At 63.0% G+C, this 17,635-nt stretch carries 19 protein-coding genes; 16 read left to right on the plus strand and 3 right to left on the minus strand.

Going from position 1 to position 17,635, the window contains the following annotated elements; genetic code table 11:
* The first annotated feature begins 7 nt into the window (after positions 1 to 7).
* The 16 genes from Mame_RS01430 (at position 8) to Mame_RS01505 (ending at position 14,631) form a co-directional block, all read left to right on the plus strand.
* Positions 8 to 766 carry an HpcH/HpaI aldolase family protein gene (locus Mame_RS01430; protein WP_018064719.1) on the plus strand — a complete coding sequence of 253 codons (759 nt, stop codon included), beginning with the start codon at positions 8 to 10 and terminating at the stop codon, positions 764 to 766.
* Between the two features lie 181 nt (positions 767 to 947).
* Complete coding sequence (locus Mame_RS01435; RefSeq protein WP_018064718.1) at positions 948 to 1,268, plus strand: ArsR/SmtB family transcription factor; 321 nt, start codon at positions 948 to 950, stop codon at positions 1,266 to 1,268.
* Entirely contained in the window at positions 1,265 to 1,741 is a 477-nt protein-coding gene (locus Mame_RS01440) for an SRPBCC family protein (protein ID WP_018064717.1), read from the plus strand. Before Mame_RS01435 ends, Mame_RS01440 begins: the two co-directional genes overlap by 4 nt.
* Positions 1,742 to 1,756: 15 nt before the next feature.
* The gene (locus tag Mame_RS01445) at positions 1,757 to 2,167 is read left to right on the plus strand and encodes a GFA family protein (protein WP_018064716.1); all 411 of its coding nucleotides are present in this window, start codon (positions 1,757 to 1,759) and stop codon (positions 2,165 to 2,167) included.
* A 190-nt stretch (positions 2,168 to 2,357) separates the two neighbouring features.
* The gene (locus Mame_RS01450) at positions 2,358 to 3,635 is read left to right on the plus strand and encodes a cysteine desulfurase-like protein (RefSeq protein ID WP_018064715.1); all 1,278 of its coding nucleotides are present in this window, start codon (positions 2,358 to 2,360) and stop codon (positions 3,633 to 3,635) included.
* A 76-nt stretch (positions 3,636 to 3,711) separates the two neighbouring features.
* Positions 3,712 to 4,503 carry an ABC transporter substrate-binding protein gene (locus tag Mame_RS01455; protein WP_018064714.1) on the plus strand — a complete coding sequence of 264 codons (792 nt, stop codon included), beginning with the start codon at positions 3,712 to 3,714 and terminating at the stop codon, positions 4,501 to 4,503.
* A gap of 124 nt (positions 4,504 to 4,627) precedes the next feature.
* Positions 4,628 to 5,302, plus strand: a complete 675-nt coding sequence (locus Mame_RS01460; protein WP_018064713.1) for an amino acid ABC transporter permease — start codon at positions 4,628 to 4,630, stop codon at positions 5,300 to 5,302.
* Between the two features lie 81 nt (positions 5,303 to 5,383).
* Positions 5,384 to 6,070 (plus strand): GntR family transcriptional regulator, encoded by a 687-nt coding sequence (locus Mame_RS01465; protein WP_018064712.1) that lies wholly within the window; start codon positions 5,384 to 5,386, stop codon positions 6,068 to 6,070.
* Positions 6,071 to 6,207: 137 nt separating this feature from the next.
* A complete protein-coding gene (locus Mame_RS01470; protein WP_018064711.1) occupies positions 6,208 to 7,077 on the plus strand; it encodes a glycerophosphodiester phosphodiesterase in 870 nt (289 codons plus the stop codon).
* A 304-nt stretch (positions 7,078 to 7,381) separates the two neighbouring features.
* Positions 7,382 to 8,731: an extracellular solute-binding protein gene (locus Mame_RS01475; protein ID WP_018064710.1), complete on the plus strand. Its 1,350-nt coding sequence runs from the start codon at positions 7,382 to 7,384 to the stop codon at positions 8,729 to 8,731.
* Between the two features lie 134 nt (positions 8,732 to 8,865).
* Positions 8,866 to 10,146 (plus strand): carbohydrate ABC transporter permease, encoded by a 1,281-nt coding sequence (locus tag Mame_RS01480; RefSeq protein WP_026173457.1) that lies wholly within the window; start codon positions 8,866 to 8,868, stop codon positions 10,144 to 10,146.
* Between the two features lie 13 nt (positions 10,147 to 10,159).
* The gene (locus Mame_RS01485) at positions 10,160 to 10,984 is read left to right on the plus strand and encodes a carbohydrate ABC transporter permease (protein WP_018064708.1); all 825 of its coding nucleotides are present in this window, start codon (positions 10,160 to 10,162) and stop codon (positions 10,982 to 10,984) included.
* Entirely contained in the window at positions 10,984 to 12,042 is a 1,059-nt protein-coding gene (locus Mame_RS01490; RefSeq protein ID WP_018064707.1) for an ABC transporter ATP-binding protein, read from the plus strand. The genes Mame_RS01485 and Mame_RS01490 overlap by 1 nt, the downstream gene beginning before the upstream one ends.
* Positions 12,039 to 12,806 (plus strand): glycerophosphodiester phosphodiesterase, encoded by a 768-nt coding sequence (locus tag Mame_RS01495; RefSeq protein ID WP_018064706.1) that lies wholly within the window; start codon positions 12,039 to 12,041, stop codon positions 12,804 to 12,806. Before Mame_RS01490 ends, Mame_RS01495 begins: the two co-directional genes overlap by 4 nt.
* Complete coding sequence (locus tag Mame_RS01500; protein WP_018064705.1) at positions 12,803 to 13,810, plus strand: LacI family DNA-binding transcriptional regulator; 1,008 nt, start codon at positions 12,803 to 12,805, stop codon at positions 13,808 to 13,810. The genes Mame_RS01495 and Mame_RS01500 overlap by 4 nt, the downstream gene beginning before the upstream one ends.
* Positions 13,807 to 14,631: an inositol monophosphatase family protein gene (locus tag Mame_RS01505; RefSeq protein ID WP_018064704.1), complete on the plus strand. Its 825-nt coding sequence runs from the start codon at positions 13,807 to 13,809 to the stop codon at positions 14,629 to 14,631. Before Mame_RS01500 ends, Mame_RS01505 begins: the two co-directional genes overlap by 4 nt.
* 44 nt (positions 14,632 to 14,675) lie before the next feature.
* Here Mame_RS01505 and Mame_RS01510 read toward each other — a convergent pair whose 3' ends face one another.
* The 3 genes from Mame_RS01510 to Mame_RS01520 are packed head-to-tail and all read right to left on the minus strand — an operon-like array spanning position 14,676 to position 17,587.
* The gene (locus Mame_RS01510; protein ID WP_018064703.1) at positions 14,676 to 15,752 is read right to left on the minus strand and encodes an ABC transporter ATP-binding protein; all 1,077 of its coding nucleotides are present in this window, start codon (positions 15,750 to 15,752) and stop codon (positions 14,676 to 14,678) included.
* A 22-nt stretch (positions 15,753 to 15,774) separates the two neighbouring features.
* Positions 15,775 to 16,659, minus strand: coding sequence for a carbohydrate ABC transporter permease (locus Mame_RS01515; protein WP_018064702.1), 885 nt, complete (start codon positions 16,657 to 16,659; stop codon positions 15,775 to 15,777).
* Entirely contained in the window at positions 16,652 to 17,587 is a 936-nt protein-coding gene (locus Mame_RS01520) for a carbohydrate ABC transporter permease (RefSeq protein WP_018064701.1), read from the minus strand. Before Mame_RS01520 ends, Mame_RS01515 begins: the two co-directional genes overlap by 8 nt.
* Between the last annotated feature and the right edge of the window lie 48 nt (positions 17,588 to 17,635).

Genomic DNA, 17,635 nt, shown 5'->3' on the forward strand with positions numbered 1-17,635 from the left:
AGGACTTATGAGCGGCTTTCGCCAGAACTGCACCGCATTCGACGGCGTGATCGGAACCTTTTCGGCAATCCCTCATCCGGTGGCCGTCGAGATCACGGCTGCGGCCGCGCCGGATTTCATCTGCATCGACTGCGAGCATGCCCAGATCGGGCGCGAACGGGTGGAGGACATGATCCGCGCCGCCGACCTTCACCGCGTACCGGCGATGGTGCGGGTGCCGGGCCACGCGCCGGAGGCGATCGCCAGCGCGCTCGACGCCGGCGCGGCTGGCGTTCTGGTGCCGCGCGTTTCCAACGCCGACGAAGCGCGCGCCGCCGTTGCCGCAAGCCGGTTTCCGCCAGCGGGCCGGCGCGGGGTCGGGCCGGGACGGGCGGCGGGCTATGGCTACCGCATTGCCGAGACCCTGAAATCCGCAAACGAGACCGTCGTGCTCGCGATCCAGATCGAGACCGCCGAAGGGCTGGCGAACATCGAGGAAATCGCGGCGGTCGAGGGGATCGACGTGATCTTCATCGGCCCCGGCGACCTGTCGGTCACGATCGACGCCATGGGCCCCGCAAACGCCGACAGGCTCAATGCCGCGATCCGCCGGATCGCCGACGCCGCGCGCGCCGCCGGCAAGGCGGTCGGCCTGTTCCGTCCGGACGGCTCCGATGTCGCGACATGGGAAAAGGCCGGGATCAGCTTCTATATCATCGGCTCGGACGCGATGATGCTTTCCGCCGGCCTTGCCGCCGGGCTGAAACAGGCGCGTTCGGAAACCTGACCTCGAACCCGGGCCTGACCGTCGGCGCTGTCTTGCCGCTGCGCACCGGCGTCAGACCACCCCGCTTTGTAGGGCCCCGGAAATCCGGCGCCCTTTTTTGCTACCCTAAAAGGCAGGTAAAAAACTGCACTTTACATGCAGGCAAATACCTGCATAATGGTGAATGTTGAAAGTGAGACCCATGGATACCGATACCGTTTTCAAGGCGCTGGCCGATCCGACACGCCGCAAGCTGCTCGACCTTCTGTGCGAGCGGAACGGACAGACCCTCGGCCAGCTCTGCGAAAACCTCGACATGACCCGCCAGTCGGCCACCCAGCATCTCGGCCTTCTGGAAAAGGCCAATCTCGTCACCAGCGTCCGGCGCGGACGGGAGCGGCTGCATTTCATCAATCCGGTACCGCTCTACGAAGTCTACGAGCGGTGGGTGCGCAAGTTTGAACATCAAAGGCTCAACCTGCTGCACGACCTCAAGAGAGAGCTCGAAGGAGACAGCAAATGACAGATGCAACGATCAGGGAAACGACCCAGTTCGTCTACGTGACCTACATTGCCTCGACGCCTGAAAAAGTATTCGAGGCCATTATCAAGCCGGAGGTGGCGCGCCGCTACTGGGGCCACGAAAACGTGTCCGACTGGCGTCCGGGCTCGCGCTGGCAGCATGTCCGCGCCGATGACGCCCGCACCGTCCAGCTCGTCGGCGAGGTGATCGAGAGCAGCCCGCCCTCGCGGCTCGTCATAAGCTGGGCCAATGAATCGGAGGCCGCGGACCCGGCAGCCTATAGCCGCGTGAGTTTCGACATCGAGCCCTATGACGACATGGTGCGGCTCACCGTGACCCACGACGATCTTGTGGTCGGCAGCGGCATGGCGAACGGCGTCACCAAGGGCTGGCCGATCGTGCTGTCCAGCATGAAATCCTATCTCGAAACCGGCCGCGGCCTCGACGTTTTCGCCAAGCCCAAGGCGGCCTGAAGAGAGGAGGCCGTGATGACACGCTATAGCGGAGGATGCGCCTGCGGCGCCATACGCTACGAAACGGACGCAAGCCCCGTCTTTGAAAACCACTGCCAGTGCACCCAATGCCAGAAGCGCAGCGGCACCGGCCATGGGTCCTACCTGACCTTTCCCGAAAGGGCGCAGATGCGGATCACCGGAACCGCGTCCGAATGGAGCCTTGCCGGCGACAGCGGAACGCAGAAGACCCATGCCTTCTGCCCTGTCTGCGGAACGCCGGTCTTCCTGACCTTCGCCGCCATGCCGGACATCATCGCGGTCCATGCGGCAAGCCTCGACGATCCGGACCTGTTCCGGCCGAAAGTGGTGACCTATGCGGCAAGAGCGCCGGCCTGGGACGTTGCCGGCCCGGGTCTCGCCCGTTTCGAGGGCATGCCGGGCTGACCCGCGCGCCCTCTCCAGCGGCGGAGATCGGGAGCCGCATGGCAAAACAGCGAATACGAAAGGACAACAAACTGGCACGACACTGGAAGAGATAGTTGAAATCTGAAATATCTTGTGATCAAATAATCAAAACAACAATATTCAGGCGGGCGGCGGTTGTCGCCTGCCGGGAACGACACAGGATAACCCGATGAATATGCAGACCGAATCTGCCCCGCTCAGCAACAGCTTTCCGGTTGACGAGATCCGGTCCCTGTTCCCCGCAATCGCCAAGGCCGGCGATTTCATCTTTCTCGAAAACGCCGGCGGCGCGCAGGTGCCGCAGAGCGTGGTGGATGCGGTCACCAATCACCTGATCGATGCCAACGTCCAGCGCATGGCAAGCTACGAGCACAGCGCCCGCGTCGACGCCGGCCTCGAAGCCGCGCGCGAAAGCGTTGCCGTGCTGATCAATGCCTATCGGCCGGAGGAGATTTCCTTCGGCCTCAACGCCACCTCCTTCATCCGCCTCGTGAGCCTCGGCATCGCCAGAATGCTGGATGAGCGCAACGAGATCGTGGTCACCGACATGGACCACGACGCCAATATCGCCACCTGGCTGGCGCTCCAGGAAAACGGAGCCAAGATCGTCTGGTGGCGGATGCGCGAGGACGGAACGCTCAACCCGGAAGACCTTAAGCCGCTGGTCAATGAACGGACCCGGCTGGTCGCCTGCACGGCGACCTCGCATGCGATCGGCACAATCGTCGATGTCGCCGCCGTCGGACGCATCGCCCATGCCGCCGGCGCGGAGGTTTTCCTCGACAGCGTCCATTTCGGCCCGCACGGATTGATCGACGTTCAGGCCTGGGACTGCGACTATCTGGTCTGCTCCGGTTACAAGAATTTCTCGCCGCACATGGGCTTCCTGTGGGGGCGCTATGACGCACTTTGCCGGCTGCCCACCTTCAAGGAGGACTTCATCCCCGACGTTCCGCCCTACAAGATCGAGGTCGGCACCTTTCCCTATGAGAACGTCGCCGGCATGGACGCCGCCGTGCGCTATCTCGAAAGCGTCGGGGAACGGTTCCTGCCTTCAGGCGAGCACGGCCGCCGCGCGGCGATTGTCGCGGCGATGGGCGCGATCCGCGACTACGAAATGATCCTGGCCAGGGAAATGCTTTCCGTGCTGAAGCGCCACGGCGCTGTGATCTACGGCATTTCCGACAATGACAGGCTCGAGCAGCGGGTGCCGACGATCTGCTTCAACATTCCGGACCTCGCGCCGAAGACGCTTTCCGTCGAGATGGGCAAAATGCGCATCGGTATTCGCGACGGGCACATGTTCGCGCCGCGCCTGATGGCCCGTCTCGGCCTTACGATGGACAGCGGCGCGGTGCGCGTCTCGCTGCTGCACTACAACAAGCTTGAAGAAATCGAACGCTTCGACACAGTGCTTGGCGAGATCATCGCCGCGCACAAAAGCTGAAGCGTCGCGATGCCGGCGGCGCGAGAGAGCGTCGCCACAAACCGCATGCGGTCACCACCAGAGGGAGAATGAAAAAATGATGCTTACCCGCCGCCACGCCATCATGCTTGCAACGGCCATCGGACTTGCTGCCGGAAGCCTGTCGGCAGCCTCCGCCGAGCCTTTCCGCATCGGCGCCTATCCCAGCAATCCGCCGTTCGAATACAAGAACGCCAGCGGCACTTTCGAGGGCTTCGAGGTGGATATCGCCACCGAAGCCGCCAAGCGCGCCGGCCTTGAGCCGGAAATCGCCGATTACGGTTTCCAGGCGCTGTTCGCCGCCACCACTTCGGGCCGTATCGACGGCGCCATCTCCTCGATCACGATCACCCCGGAACGCCTGGAATCGCAGTCCTTCACCCAGCCCTATTACGATTCCGACATGGGCATCGCCGTCAAGGAAGGCGTTACGCTTTCCGGCACCGAAGAGCTGAAGGACAAGACCGTCGGCGTGCTCTCCGGTTCCACCGGCGCGAAATGGGTCGATGAAAACAAAGAGAGCCTCGGCATCAAGTCGGTCAAGGGCTACAACGCCCAGCAGGACATGTTCCTCGATCTCGGCGCGGGCCGCGTCGATGCCGTCGTCTCCGACATTCCGGGCATGGAGTACCTGTTCACCAAGATGAAGGGCTTCGAGGTCGCAGCCCGGATCAAGACCGGCGAGCAGTACGGCATGATGATGGGCAAGGATCATCCGCAGCTCGACGCCATCAACGAGGCGATCACCACGATGAAGGAAGACGGCACCATGGCCAAGATCCACGAAAAGTGGTTCGGCTCGGCGGCGCCGGCCAATTCCTCCACCGTCACGGTCTTCGCCATCCCGTGATCACGCATGACGGAGGGCGTCGCGACGCCCTCCTCTCTTTTTGCCGCCGCGAGGCATGGCCGGAAGACGTCGCGCCTAAAAGGCGCGGCAAGACGCATGTCACGCTCACCGAAAGTTGCCGCCGATGACCCTCGTCGAAACCTTCTTCAATACCGAAGTGCTCGCCGCGAGCATACCGCTCCTGTTGCGCGGGCTGATGAACACGCTGATCCTCGGCGTGCTCGCCATCGTGATCGGCGTCAGCGCCGGGCTGCTGATCTGCGTATTGCGTCTCTACGCGCCGAAGCCGATCCGGTTTCTGACGGTCGCCTATATCGACGTGTTCCGCGCCATGCCGGTGCTGGTGGTGCTGATCCTGGTCTATTATGCCCTGCCCTTCGTCGGCATCCGCTTTTCCGCCTGGACGTCCGCGATCCTGTCGTTTTCGATGGTGATGGCGGCCTATTCGGCGGAGGTGTTCCGCTCCGGCATCGAAAGCGTGCCGGACGGGCAGTTCGAGGCCGCCTCCGCGCTTGGCCTTTCCTTTCCCGTCACCCTGTGGAAGGTCATCCTGCCGCAGGCGATCCGGATCGTGATCCCGCCGACCACCAGCAATTGCGTGTCGATGTTCAAGGATACCGCGCTCGCCTCTACCGTGGCGATGCCCGAGCTCCTGAAGGAGGCGCAGGACGCCCAGGCGTTTTACGCCAATCCGACGCCGCTGATCGGCGCGGCGATCATCTATCTGGTGTTTCTGCTGCCGCTGGTGCGTCTCGTCGGCGTTCTGGAACAGCGGTTCCGGCGGGCGAAAACCCGCTGAGGCGCTCGCACGCTTGACTTTGAGGCCTCTTGCCCCGACAGACGGTGAAAGGCTCGCACCACCACCGGGGAGAGAGGCGCAATGAACAATACGGGGCTTTCCAGGATTTCGTCGCGGATGACCGTTCAGGACGGGGTGTACGAGCAATTGCGCCATGCCTTGATGTGGGGCCAGTTCGAACCCGAGCAGGTGACGACGATCTCGTCGCTCGCCGCCGAATTCGGCACCAGCCATATGCCGGTGCGCGAGGCGCTGCGCCGGCTTGCCGCCGAAAAAGGCCTGGAGATCAGCCGCAACGGCTCGGCCCGGGTGCCCGCCGTTTCGCGCCAGCGTCTCGATGATCTCTGCCGCGCGCGCACCGCGCTGGAGGGGCTTGCGACCAAGCTTGCGACGGAGCGCATGAAGACGGCCGAGATCGAGCATTGCCTGGCGCTGGCGCGCGAGCATGAGGCGCTGGGCCGCGATGGCCATGTCCACGAGATGCTGCGCAAGAACCAGGAGTTCCATTTCGCGATCTATGAGCTGTCCGGCTCGGAAATCCTGCCGCAGATGATCGAGACCCTGTGGCTGCGCTTCGGACCCTATATGCGCATGCTCTCCGATCTCGTGATCCATCAGATCAACGAGGGCACGATCCACCCCTATTCGACCTATCACTACGAGATGATCGAGGCCTTCCGGCGCGGCGACGCCGAGGCGGCCGCAGCACTCATGGTCAAGGATATCGAGGCGACGCAGGCCCTGCTGCAGGGCATGTGCCCGATCTGAGGTTCGCTCGCGCCTGACCGGGAAGCGCCCCAACGCTTACGTCGGAGAAGCGGCTTCATACATTGTTCATGAGCGCCGGATAGAGGCGGCGGGCCGTATCGTCAGCACCACGAAGCAAATGAAAGCGAAGCCAGACCATGTCGCATAACAGCGGACTCCATCTTGAACTGAACGGCCGCAGGACGCGGCTGAAATGGCACCAGTTGCGCAAGCGCCTCGCCGATCCCGTCTTTTCGCTTGCGGTGATGGCGGAAGGCTTCGCGGTCGGGGCCTCGATGGAGCTTGATCTCAGGGTGCGCGCCGATGGCGGTTTTGCCGTCGTGCACGACGACACGCTGGAAAGCGAGACCGATGGCCGGGGCCTCGTCTCCGCATCGCGCCGTGAGGACCTTGAGGGCGTGCGCTATGCCGTCGGCGGCGAGCCGCTTATCCTTTCCGAAGACCTCGCCCGGCTGCTCTCCGGCGCGCATCCCGACACGCTGGTGCAATTCGACATGAAATCGGATCTCGGGGTGATCGGGAGCGCCGGACTTGCGCATCTGGTCCAGATCATCGGCGCCAATGCCGCCAACATCATCGTCTCGGCGACCGACCTCGCGCTGATCGCAGCGATGCGCGAGACCATGCCCGAGGTCGCGCGCGGCATCGACCCCTCCGAGGACATCTGGGAGGCCTGGGAGAAGGACGGGCTTTCGGCCGCCTCCGATGTGCTTGATGCGGCGCTTGCGGGACCGACCGCAGCCGGCACCATCTACCTGCACTACCCACTGGTTCTGAAAGCGGCGGATAACGGGCTCGACATGATCGCCGCCAGCCATGATGCCGGCCTTCTGGTCGACGCCTGGACCTTCAATCCCGCCCGGCCCGACGAGGGGCTGACGGAGGCGGAGATTGAAACGGTCAGACGTCTCCTCGAACTCGGCGCCGACCAGATCACCACCGATGAAGCGCCGCTGCTCGAAGCCGCATGGCGCGCGGCAGGGCACACCGTTTCCGCGCCCGACTGAGGCGGCTTCCGCTCCAGAAAGGTCCATACCGGTATTTTTTTGTACACGTGTACATTTGTCATGTACACGTGTACAAAATGTCACGTGGGCGTCATGAGGAGGACATAGGTCATATCGTGCGTCCGATCAGCGAAGGCCAATTTCCGCGGTTTGGAGGACGTGCGCGGGTGGTTTCGCTTCACCGGCATCGTGCTGTTCCGGCAGGCCCGGAAACAAGAAACGGCCGATGCGATATGACAACACGGGCGGGGCTTCCGTGACAATTTCGGGGGAGCCTCATGCTCAGGGACCTGGAGAGACCCGCATGAATATCAAGGCATTTATCGGTACGGCTGCCATCGCGATCGCGGCCGCCACGTCAGGTGCGGCGCATGCCGAGGACTACACCATCACCGTCTGGTCGGGCGGCACCGACGACAACTCGCTCTATCGCGTCGACGCCATCGAAATGGCGGCTGACTATCTCGAGCGCCAGGCAGCCATTCGCGGCGACGATCTCAACATCACCGTCGAAAAGCAGGTCTGGTCGAGCTGGGACGATTTCAAGCAGGCCGTGACGCTGGCCGCCGAATCCGGCACCGCTCCCAACATCATCGTCACCGGCCATGAAGACATCGGTCCGTGGTCGCAGGCGGGTATTCTGCGCCCGATCGAGGACTATGTCGACTTCGACGCCTGGCCGCTCAACCAGCTCTATGACAACCTCATTGACGTATCGAGCTATGACGGCATGATCTGGGGCATCCCGCAGGATGCCGAAGCCCGTCCGTTCTTCATGTCCAAGCCGGACCTGAAGGCGATCGGCTACAGCGATGCCGATATCGACGCGCTGCCTGGCAAGATCGAGAGCGGCGAATACACGCTCTACGACATGCTCGACGATGCTAAGAAGATGCAGGATGAGGGCGTGGTCGAACCCGGCTATGGCTTCGCGCCGCGCGTCAACAACGGCGCCGATTACTGGCAGTTTTATCAGTCCTTCGGCGGCGAAATGGTCGACCCCGAGACCGGCAAGCTGGTGTTCGACAAGCAGGCGATCACCGACATGTACCAGTTCTTCGTCGACGCGGTCGAAATGGGCGTGACGCCGAAGACCTATCTCGGCGGCGAGTGGGACACGTTCCACACCAATGTCGCCACCGGCAAATACGGCGCCTGGCACGGCGGCACCTGGCACAAGCTGCAGTGGGAAAACCAGTACGGCCTCGAGGATTTCTTCGACACCGTCTCGTTCTCGTTGATCCCGGCCGGCAATGAAAACGGCAGGCCGAACACCATCACCCATCCGCTGGTCTACCTGATCTCGACCCAGGGCACCGATAATGACGCGGCGATCTCCGCCGAGCTTGTCGCCGTTGCGTCCGAGCCGCGCATCAACGCGCTGCATGCGGTCCAGTCCGGCCATCTGGCGATCGGCGAAGCCGAGACGACCATTCCGTTCTACGCCAATGACCGCTGGGCCAGCGAAGCCACCGAAAAGCTGCTCCCCTACGCCAACTCGATCCCGAACAATGCCGATTTCGGCATCTACTGGGAAGCCATGTTCAAGGGCCTGGAATCGGCCTGGGCCGGCACGACCTCGGTCGAAGACGCCGTCAATCAGGCTCAGGCGACGGTCGAAAACGGCCTCGGCGACCAGATCATCATTCGCTGAACGGAGCGAAGATGACCGACAACACCTCCGTCGAAAGAGGTATCAACCCGGGCGTGGAAACACGCCCGGGCGATGCCGAGACCGTGAAAGCCGCACGCAAAGGCGGCCCCCGCATCAGTCCGTTCGGCATCCTGATGCTGTCGCCGGCGCTTCTGTTTCTGCTCGCCTTCTTCTTCGCACCCGTGGTGCTGACGGCGGTCTTTTCCTTCACCAACATGACCAGCGCGACCGGCATTACCGGCGGCGCTTACGTGATCAGCCCCAACACGCTGCGCAATCTCGAATGGCAGGGCATGGACAAGGCCGTGACCGAGAGCCTCAGCGGCACGTCGATCACCGTCGACGAAGCGGCGCTTTCCCGCGCAGCCGAAGCCGGCGTCGACCCGGATTTTCTGGACGATATCGAAAGCCGCCTGATGGGCGCGCATTTCGAGGATGCCCGCAGCTTCGAACGCGAGTTGAAGACGCTGCCTAACCGCCCGCGTCGCATCCGCGACCTCAAGCTGGCCGCTGAACCTTTCGGCCAGTCGATCCTCAATACCCGCTTTGCAACGCGCGACCAGGCGGTGACGGCGATCGATGCGGTCGCGCCGGACCTGACCGAAGACCAGCGCGACGCGGTTCTGACCCAATCCTATACCGGCTGGGTCTGGACCACGGACAATTTCAGACGGCTTGCAACGACGCCGGCAACCGGGCGACTTCTGACCAACACCGCGCTTTATGTCGGCCTGACGCTTTCGATCTTCAATGTCGGGCTCGGCCTGTTCCTGGCAATCGCGATCTTCTACATGCCCAAGGCCAGTGGTTCGGTGTTCAGCGTGCTCTGGCTTCTGCCGCGCATCACGCCGGTCGTGCTCTACGCGGTCATGTGGCGGTGGTTCACGTGGGATGACGGGTTTCTGGCGACAATCGCCGCCCATCTCGGCCTCCCCTCCTTCAATTACATGAAAGGCTCCGTGCCGACGGCCTGGGCGACGATCATCACCCTCAACGGCTTCATCGGTGCTTCCTTCGGCATGATCCTGTTCAGCGGCGCGCTCCGGGCAATCCCCGTACAGCAGCTTTGGGCGAGCGAGGTCGACGGCGCGAACCGTTGGCAGCAGGTCCGCAAGATCATCCTGCCGCAGTTGAAATGGCCGATCCTGTTCGTGACCTGCTATCAGTCGCTGTCGCTGCTGTCGTCCTATCAGGAGATATGGCTGACGACCAATGGCGGTCCAGGCAACACCACCAATGTGTGGGCGTTGGAAGCCTTCCGGATCGCGCTGTCGAACTTCACCGGCAATCTCGAATATGGCCTCGGCGCTGCCATGGCGCTGGTGCTGGTCGTCGTCGGCCTCGCGCTTTCCATCATTTTCCTCCGACTCTTCAAGTTCGGGGAAATGCTGGAAAAGCCGAAGATCGAATTTTAAGGGAGGTTGGAAGATGTCACGCAATTTCGCTGCCTGGCCGCTCATTCTGGTGCTGGGGCTGCTCAGTCTCCCGCTGGTGATCATGTATGCCTTCGTATTCATCGACAGCTTCACGAATTCGCCACCGGGCTCGATGATCCCCGACGAGTTCACGCTCGAACACTGGCAGTTCCTGATCGACCCCTCGATTGCCGGCAATGTCTGGTCGGCCACCCTCAACACGCTGATCTTCGCCTGCTCGATCGGCGCGATCGTGGTGTCGCTGTCCTCCATGGGCGGTTATGCGCTTTCGCGCCTGAACATGCCGTTCCGGCAGTTCTTCCTGGCCGGCATCATGGTGATGCACGCCTTCCCCTCGGTGACGCTGATCATCGGGGTGTTTCTGGTCCTGCAGTTCATCGGTCTATACGACACGCTGATCGGCGTGGTCTTCGTCAAGGCATCGCTGATGCTGCCCTTCGGCATCTGGATCATGAAGGGGTTTTACGACACCGTGCCCTGGGAGATCGAGATGGCGGGCGTTCAGGACGGCGCCTCGCGCTTCACCGTCTGGCGCCGGCTGATCCTGCCGCAGGTCAAGCCCGGCCTGATCGCCCTCGTCGTGTTCTCCTTCCTCGATGCCTGGGGCGAATATGTGCTGCCGCGCATTCTGGCTCCCACGGCGGATTACCGGGTGCTCTCGGTCTATCTCGAGCGCGTCTCGCAGAAGGATTCGATCACCTATGACTTCAACCTCTTCAAGGCGGTGGGGCTCTATTACACCCTGCCCGTCATCATCCTGTTCATCATCTTCCAGAACCGGCTGATGAACATCTTCAGCGGAGGCACCAAAGGCTGATGCGTATCAAGCTCGAAAATTTCACCAAGACCTTCGACCACACCACGGTCATCGACAAGATGAACCTTGAAGTGAACGACGGCGAAATGCTGGCGCTGCTCGGCCCTTCCGGCTGCGGCAAATCGACGACGCTGCTTGCCATTTCCGGCATCCACCGCATCAATGGCGGGCGGATCCTGTTCGGCGACAAGGACGTCTCGGGCGTGCCGAGCCAGAAGCGCAATGTCGGCGTGGTGTTCCAGAACTATGCGCTCTATCCGCATATGACGGCGTTCGAGAACATCGCCTTCCCGCTGGAAGTGCGCCATGCGAGCCGCGATGAGATCGACCGCGAGGTTCGCCAGATCGCCGAACTCGTGCATATCGACCGCTATCTCGATCGCCGCCCCGGCCAGCTTTCCGGCGGCCAGCAGCAGCGCGTGGCGCTTGCCCGCGCACTGGTGCGCAAGCCCGCCGTGCTGCTGTTCGACGAGCCGCTCGCCAATCTCGACGCCAAGCTCCGCCTCGAAATGCGCTCGGAAATCCGCCGCATCCAGATGGAGACCGGCATCACCGCCATTCTCGTCACCCATGACCAGGTGGAAGCGATGTCGATGTGCGACCGGATCGCGATCATGAATGAGGGACAGATCATCCAGATCGACACCCCGACCGACATGTACCGCAATCCGAAGACCCAGTTCGTCGCAGGCTTCCTCGGCAATCCGCCGATCGCCTTCGTCAACGGACGGGCGGAAGCAGGCGTCATCCGGCTCGACGAGGACGACGTCATCCTGCCGATGCCTTCCAATGCGAAAAAGACCGAGGACGGCGCGCCGATCATCGTCGGCATCCGCCCGGAGATCTTCGGCAGCAATGATGGCAGCCCGGTCGGCGGTCGCGTCAGCTTCGTGGAAACCCAGGGGCGCGAGAACCTCTACGACGTTGCCCTGCCGTCGGGCGCGGTGCTCCGCTCCATCCAGCCGGTGCGTCACGACATCGCGATCGGCGACGAGGTGCGCTGGGGCGTTCGCCCGGACGATCTGCTGGTGTTTCAGCAGGACGGGACGCGCCTATGAGCGGCGCGCCCGGACTTGCAGATTTCATCGCGCGCTATGGCTGGCCGGAGACATCCGGCCCGCTCTGCATTGCCCATCGCGGTGCGAGCGACCATGCCGTCGAAAACACTCTCGCGGCCTTTCGCCTCGCCTCCGAGCTGGCGGCCGACATGTGGGAGCTCGACACCCAGTTGACCCGCGACGGCGTCGTGGTCGTCTCCCATGACGATCACCTCGAACGGGTGTTCGGTGTCGATGCCCGGATTTCCGCGATGACGGCGGCTGAACTGACCGACCTCGATAGCGTCGATGTCCCGACCTTCGCCGAGGTCGCAGCCCTCGGGCGCGAACTTGGCACCGGCCTCTATGTCGAGCTGAAGGCGCCGGGCACCGGGCTGAAATGCTGGCAGGAACTCAAGGACCAAGACCAGCGCTATGCCTCCCTCGGCTCGTTCGACACGGCGCAGGTGCGCGAATTGCGCGACGCCGGCTGCGACCACCCGCTTGCCGTCCTGGTCGGTATGGGCAAGGACCCGATGGCGCTGGCCGAAGAGGCAGGGGCCGATCTGGTGCATCTATGCTGGGAAAAAGACGGGCCGCGCCCGCAGGACAAGGTGACAGCAGGGCTCTGCGACCGTATCTTCCGCTCACAACGGCAGATTGTTCTCTGGCATGAGGAGCGGGCGGATATCCTGAAAGACATGATCGACCTTCCGGTTCTGGGCATCTGCACCAACCGGCCGGAGATGATGCAGACCGGCGAGGCATCCAGCGATATTACATGAGCGATCCAGTATTTCCGAAACGGGCCGTGACGTCCCATGATGTCGCCCGGCACGCCGGCGTTTCCCGCGCCGCCGTGTCGCGCACCTTCACGCCCAATGCCTCCGTCTCCGAGGAAACCCGGCAGAAGGTCATCAAGGCCGCCAACGAGCTCGGCTACCGCGTCAATTATCTCGCTCGCAGCCTGATCAACAAGCGCTCCGATCTCGTCGGCGTGGTCGCCGCCGGCCTCGACAATCCGTTCCGGACGATGCAGATCGACCACCTGACGCGCGGCCTGCTGGCGCGCGACCTGCGGCCGATCCTGCTGCCCACCTCGCGTTCGGAGGATGTGACGACCTTCATCCGGCAATTGCTGCAATATTCGGTTTCCGGCGTCATTGTCACATCGGACACCCCGCCGACGGAGCTTTGTGAGGAATGCGCCGGCAATGGCATACCGATCGTCCTGATCAACAAGGGCGAGAACATTCCCCTGGTGGATCGCGTGGTCAACGACGACGATGCAGCTGCCCGGGCGGCGGCCGATTATTTCTTCGATGCCGGCTGTCGGCGGCTGGCCGTCATGGCCTCACCGCATCTGTCCTTCACCGGCCGCAGCCGCAGGCAGGCTTTTGTCACGCGTGCTGAGGAACTGGGCGCTGCTCTTGAGGTGATCGACGTGCCGGTCAACGACTACAAATCGGGCTTCGAACAGGGCGCAGCACTCGCCGACAGCGCCGCCGAGGCGCTGTTCTGCGTCAATGACTACATGGCCTGCGGCGTCATCGACGCGCTGGCCCGCCTTGGACGCGACCGCGACCATCCCGGCCTCAGGATCATCGGTCATGACGATATCCCCCAGGCGGGATGGGACGCCTATCGACTGACCACGTTCGCCCAGGCCTGCGACCTGCAAACCGAGGCCGCGATCGATTTCCTTGAAAGCCGCATCGCCGATCCCGAGCTTCCGGCGCGGCTGGAGACCACGCCCGTGCGGCTGGTCGAGCGGGTATCCGCCGCATGACCAGCCTGTCCGAACATGACATTGAAGCACGCTATGCGTTTGCGCGAGCGCTGGCCGAAAGCGCCGGCGCGCGTGCGCTTGAAATCCAGCGGCGCAAAGACGCGATTTCGGTCGCCAACAAGGGGCTTCAGGATTTCGTCACCAATGCCGACCGGGAATGCGAGGCGCTGATCCGCGCGGCGATCGCCCGCGACTTTCCCGATGACGGCTTCGTGGGCGAGGAGACCGGCCGGACGGGTGGCGACGGCCCGATATGGGTGATCGATCCGATCGACGGCACCAACAATTACATGCGCCGCCTGCCCGACTGGGGCGTATCGATCGCGCTGGTGGCCGATGGCGAAATCATGCTCGGCGCGATCTTCGACGCGACCACGCAAACCGTGTTCCACGCCCGCCGTGGCCATGGCGCGTTCAATGGCGACAACCGCCTTGCCGCTTCGACAATCGATGACCCGCAGACCGCATTGGCGCTCACCGGCCATTCCCGCCGCACTGCGATCGACCCTTATCTCGACCTGCTCCTGAAGCTGCACGAGCACGGCTTCGATCACCGCCGCATCGGTGCCGCGGCGCTCGGACTGTTGCGTGTAGCTGAGGGCAAGGCCGAGCTCTATTACGAGGCCCACCTTAATTGCTGGGACGTCCTGGCCGGCATTCTGATCGCGGAAGAGGCAGGCGCCATTGTCGAACGCCCTGCCCTTTCCGACCTGCTCCGCCAGGGCGGACCGGTGCGCGCCTGCGGCCCCGAAATCGCGTCCGCCGTCAGCGCATTGTTCCACCCCTCGCCGCAACGCCGCCAAACGCAGGGTCGGGGCTGACCGCTCGCCGGCCATCCCCATTCGCGCGACGGTTTCCAGCCCGGCTAAAGCGCCTCGCCGGTCTCGCTGTCGAAGATGTGGACGCGTTCGGGGTCGATCTTGGCCTCGAAGAGCTGGCCGTGGTGGATTTCGCGTTCGCCGTCGACGATCGCCGTCACATGCTGGCCGCCGAGTTCGAACACGACATGGCTCTGCGCACCGGTCGGCTCCACCAGCAGCGCCGTGCCGTTGATCACCGAACCGGTTCCGATATCGGGATTGAGGTGTTCGGGGCGCAGCCCGACCGTAACCTTGCGGTCGGGCGTGAGGCCGGCATGGTCGCCAGAGATCGCCAGCACCGTGCCATCGGCAAAGCGCACCGCCGGCGCGCCGTCCGCGGCAACGATCGTACCGGGCAGAAGGTTCATTGCCGGCGAGCCGATGAAGGCGGCAACGAACAGGTTGGCCGGCTTCCTGTAAAGCTCGATCGGCGTGCCCTGCTGCTCGATCCGGCCCTGGTTGAGCACCACCACCCGGTCGGCCAGCGTCATCGCCTCGATCTGGTCATGGGTGACATAGACCGATGTGGTCTCCACGCGCTGATGCAGCGTCTTGATCTCCGCGCGCATCTGTACCCTGAGCTTGGCGTCGAGGTTCGACAGCGGCTCGTCGAACAGGAACACCGCCGGATCGCGCACCACCGCGCGGCCCATGGCGACGCGCTGGCGCTGGCCGCCGGAAAGCTGCGAGGGCTTGCGGTCGAGCAGCGCCGTCAGGTCCAGCATCCGCGCCGCCTCGCCGACGCGCTCCTCGATTTCCGCTTTCGGGCGCTTGGCGAGGCGCAGGTTGAAGCCCATGTTTTCGGCCACCGTCATATGCGGATAGAGCGCGTAGGACTGGAACACCATGGCGATGTTGCGCTCGCGCGGCGTCAGATCGTTGACGATCTCGCCGCCGATCGAAATATCGCCGCCGGTGATTTCCTCAAGGCCGGCGATCATGCGCAGCAGCGTGGATTTCCCGCAGCCCGACGGCCCGACAAGGGCGACGAACTCGCCATCCTCGATGGTCAGCGAAACGCCGTGGATGACCTCGAGAGCGCCGTAGGACTTTCTGATATTGCTGAGTTCGACGGATGCCATTTTCGACAAGCTCCCGGAGGGTTCACGATTTCACGGCGCCGGCGGTGAGCCCGGCGATGATGTGTTTCTGGGCGATAAAGAAGGCGATGATCGTCGGCAGGATGGTCAGCGTGATGAAGGCGAGCACAAGCTGCCATTCGGTCGCGAATTCGCCCTTGTAGACCATGATGCCGAGCGGCCAGGGATAGCGGCTCTCCGTGTTCAGCATGATCAATGGAATGATATAGCTGTTCCAGCTCTGCACGAAGGCGATGATGCCGACCGTGGCGATGATCGGCCGCGACAGCGGCATGGTCACATGCCAGAAAAAGCCGATATAGCCGCAGCCATCGACAAAGGCGGCGTCGAACAGCTCCTCCGGCAGGTTGCGGAAATAATTGCGGAACAGCAGGATGCTCATGCCGAGCCCGAAGGCCACCTGCGGCAGGATCACGCCCCAATAGGTATCGAGCAGGCCGAGATCGCGGATGCGGATATAGAGCGGCAGGATGGCGGTGGCCGCCGGAAACATCAGCCCGATCAGGAAATAGTTGAGCAGGTAATCCGAGCCGAAGAAACGGATATGGGCGAAGCAGAAGGCCGCGCAGGCGGCGAACACGATGGTGAGAAACACGGTGAACACCGCGATCAGCAGCGAATTGCCCATCTGCAGCCAATAGCGCTTCGAGATCAGGATATCGGTGTAATTGCTCCACTGCCATTGATCAGGCAGGCCGAACGGACTGCCGCGCAGATCCGGCAGCGTCTTGAAGCCGCCAAGCGCGGTGGTGATGAGCGGGATGATGACAATGCCCGCGACAAGCAGCAGCGAGACATAGAGATAGGTCTTGGTGCCGGCATTGAGCTTGCGGCCTTCCCCGCCGGATTTTGCCGCATCGATCGGCGCGCTTTCGGAAATCTCAGTCATTTTTCATGAATATCCGTTTGTAGCTGAAGGCCAGCGTGACGCAGATGATGAACAGAATGACGCCGACGGCGCTGCCGAAGCCGACCTGCATGCGGGTGACGCCGAAATTGTAGAGGAAGGTCACCATGGTCTGGGTCGAGTTGGCCGGGCCGCCGCCGGTGAGCGGCATGATGAGATCGAAAAGCTGGAGCGAGCCGATGACGGCGAAGAATACCGAGAGCCGCACGGTGGAGCCGAGCATCGGCAGCGTCACAAGCCGGAATTTCTGCCAGCCGGTCGCCCCGTCGATATCGGCCGCTTCCAGAATGCTGCGATCGATCGCCTGCAGGCCGGCGATGAACAGCATCATGTGGAAGCCGAAATATTTCCAGACCACAACGGCGAGGATGGCCGACATGGCGGTATCGGGGTTGGCGAGAACGAACGGCGGCTCCGCGCCGAAGAAATGCCAGATGCCGGCCACCAGCCCGAAATCGCCGTCATAGACGAAACGCCAGATCATGCCGGCGGCGACATCGGCCAGCACATAGGGCAGGAAGAAGATCAGCCGGAAGAACAGCGCGCCCCTGATCTGCTTCGTCACCATGGAGGCGAGCCACAGCGCCAGGGGAAGCTGGATGACGATCGAGACGGCGATGATCAGGCCGTTATTGATCAGCGCCTTGGTGAAGGCGCTGTTGCGGAAGATAAGCTGGTAGTTGCGGAAATCGACCCACTTGCTCGGTTCGCCATAGCCGTTCCAGCTGAAGAAGGAGTACCAGGCCGCCTCGCCGATCGGCAGGATGACCAGCAGCGTGAACAGCACCAGCGCCGGCGGCAGGAAGATGATCAGCACCGGCCATTTGGTATGGGCCAGCGAGCGCCGTCTTCTGGACCTGCCCGGAGCAGGCCCGACCGGCGCGGGCAGGATGGAGTCGGTGGTCGTCATTGGCATTTTCCCGCATGCAGTGCGGCGGCGGTATGCCGCCTTGCCCGT

This window comes from Martelella mediterranea DSM 17316 (assembly GCF_002043005.1).
In the GTDB taxonomy this organism is placed as follows: Bacteria; Pseudomonadota; Alphaproteobacteria; order Rhizobiales; family Rhizobiaceae; genus Martelella; species Martelella mediterranea.

Excerpts from the sequence above, each read along its gene's own strand:
- Mame_RS01430 (WP_018064719.1), top strand. The coding sequence starts at position 8 with ATGAGCGGCTTTCGCCAGAACTGCACCGCATTCGACGGCGTGATCGGA.
- Mame_RS01435 (WP_018064718.1), top strand. The coding sequence starts at position 948 with ATGGATACCGATACCGTTTTCAAGGCGCTGGCCGATCCGACACGCCGC.
- Mame_RS01440 (WP_018064717.1), top strand. The coding sequence starts at position 1,265 with ATGACAGATGCAACGATCAGGGAAACGACCCAGTTCGTCTACGTGACC.
- Mame_RS01445 (WP_018064716.1), top strand. The coding sequence starts at position 1,757 with ATGACACGCTATAGCGGAGGATGCGCCTGCGGCGCCATACGCTACGAA.
- Mame_RS01450 (WP_018064715.1), top strand. The coding sequence starts at position 2,358 with ATGAATATGCAGACCGAATCTGCCCCGCTCAGCAACAGCTTTCCGGTT.
- Mame_RS01455 (WP_018064714.1), top strand. The coding sequence starts at position 3,712 with ATGATGCTTACCCGCCGCCACGCCATCATGCTTGCAACGGCCATCGGA.
- Mame_RS01460 (WP_018064713.1), top strand. The coding sequence starts at position 4,628 with ATGACCCTCGTCGAAACCTTCTTCAATACCGAAGTGCTCGCCGCGAGC.
- Mame_RS01465 (WP_018064712.1), top strand. The coding sequence starts at position 5,384 with ATGAACAATACGGGGCTTTCCAGGATTTCGTCGCGGATGACCGTTCAG.
- Mame_RS01470 (WP_018064711.1), top strand. The coding sequence starts at position 6,208 with ATGTCGCATAACAGCGGACTCCATCTTGAACTGAACGGCCGCAGGACG.
- Mame_RS01475 (WP_018064710.1), top strand. The coding sequence starts at position 7,382 with ATGAATATCAAGGCATTTATCGGTACGGCTGCCATCGCGATCGCGGCC.
- Mame_RS01480 (WP_026173457.1), top strand. The coding sequence starts at position 8,866 with ATGCTGTCGCCGGCGCTTCTGTTTCTGCTCGCCTTCTTCTTCGCACCC.
- Mame_RS01485 (WP_018064708.1), top strand. The coding sequence starts at position 10,160 with ATGTCACGCAATTTCGCTGCCTGGCCGCTCATTCTGGTGCTGGGGCTG.
- Mame_RS01490 (WP_018064707.1), top strand. The coding sequence starts at position 10,984 with ATGCGTATCAAGCTCGAAAATTTCACCAAGACCTTCGACCACACCACG.
- Mame_RS01495 (WP_018064706.1), top strand. The coding sequence starts at position 12,039 with ATGAGCGGCGCGCCCGGACTTGCAGATTTCATCGCGCGCTATGGCTGG.
- Mame_RS01500 (WP_018064705.1), top strand. The coding sequence starts at position 12,803 with ATGAGCGATCCAGTATTTCCGAAACGGGCCGTGACGTCCCATGATGTC.
- Mame_RS01505 (WP_018064704.1), top strand. The coding sequence starts at position 13,807 with ATGACCAGCCTGTCCGAACATGACATTGAAGCACGCTATGCGTTTGCG.
- Mame_RS01510 (WP_018064703.1), bottom strand. The coding sequence starts at position 15,752 with ATGGCATCCGTCGAACTCAGCAATATCAGAAAGTCCTACGGCGCTCTC.
- Mame_RS01515 (WP_018064702.1), bottom strand. The coding sequence starts at position 16,659 with ATGACTGAGATTTCCGAAAGCGCGCCGATCGATGCGGCAAAATCCGGC.
- Mame_RS01520 (WP_018064701.1), bottom strand. The coding sequence starts at position 17,587 with ATGACGACCACCGACTCCATCCTGCCCGCGCCGGTCGGGCCTGCTCCG.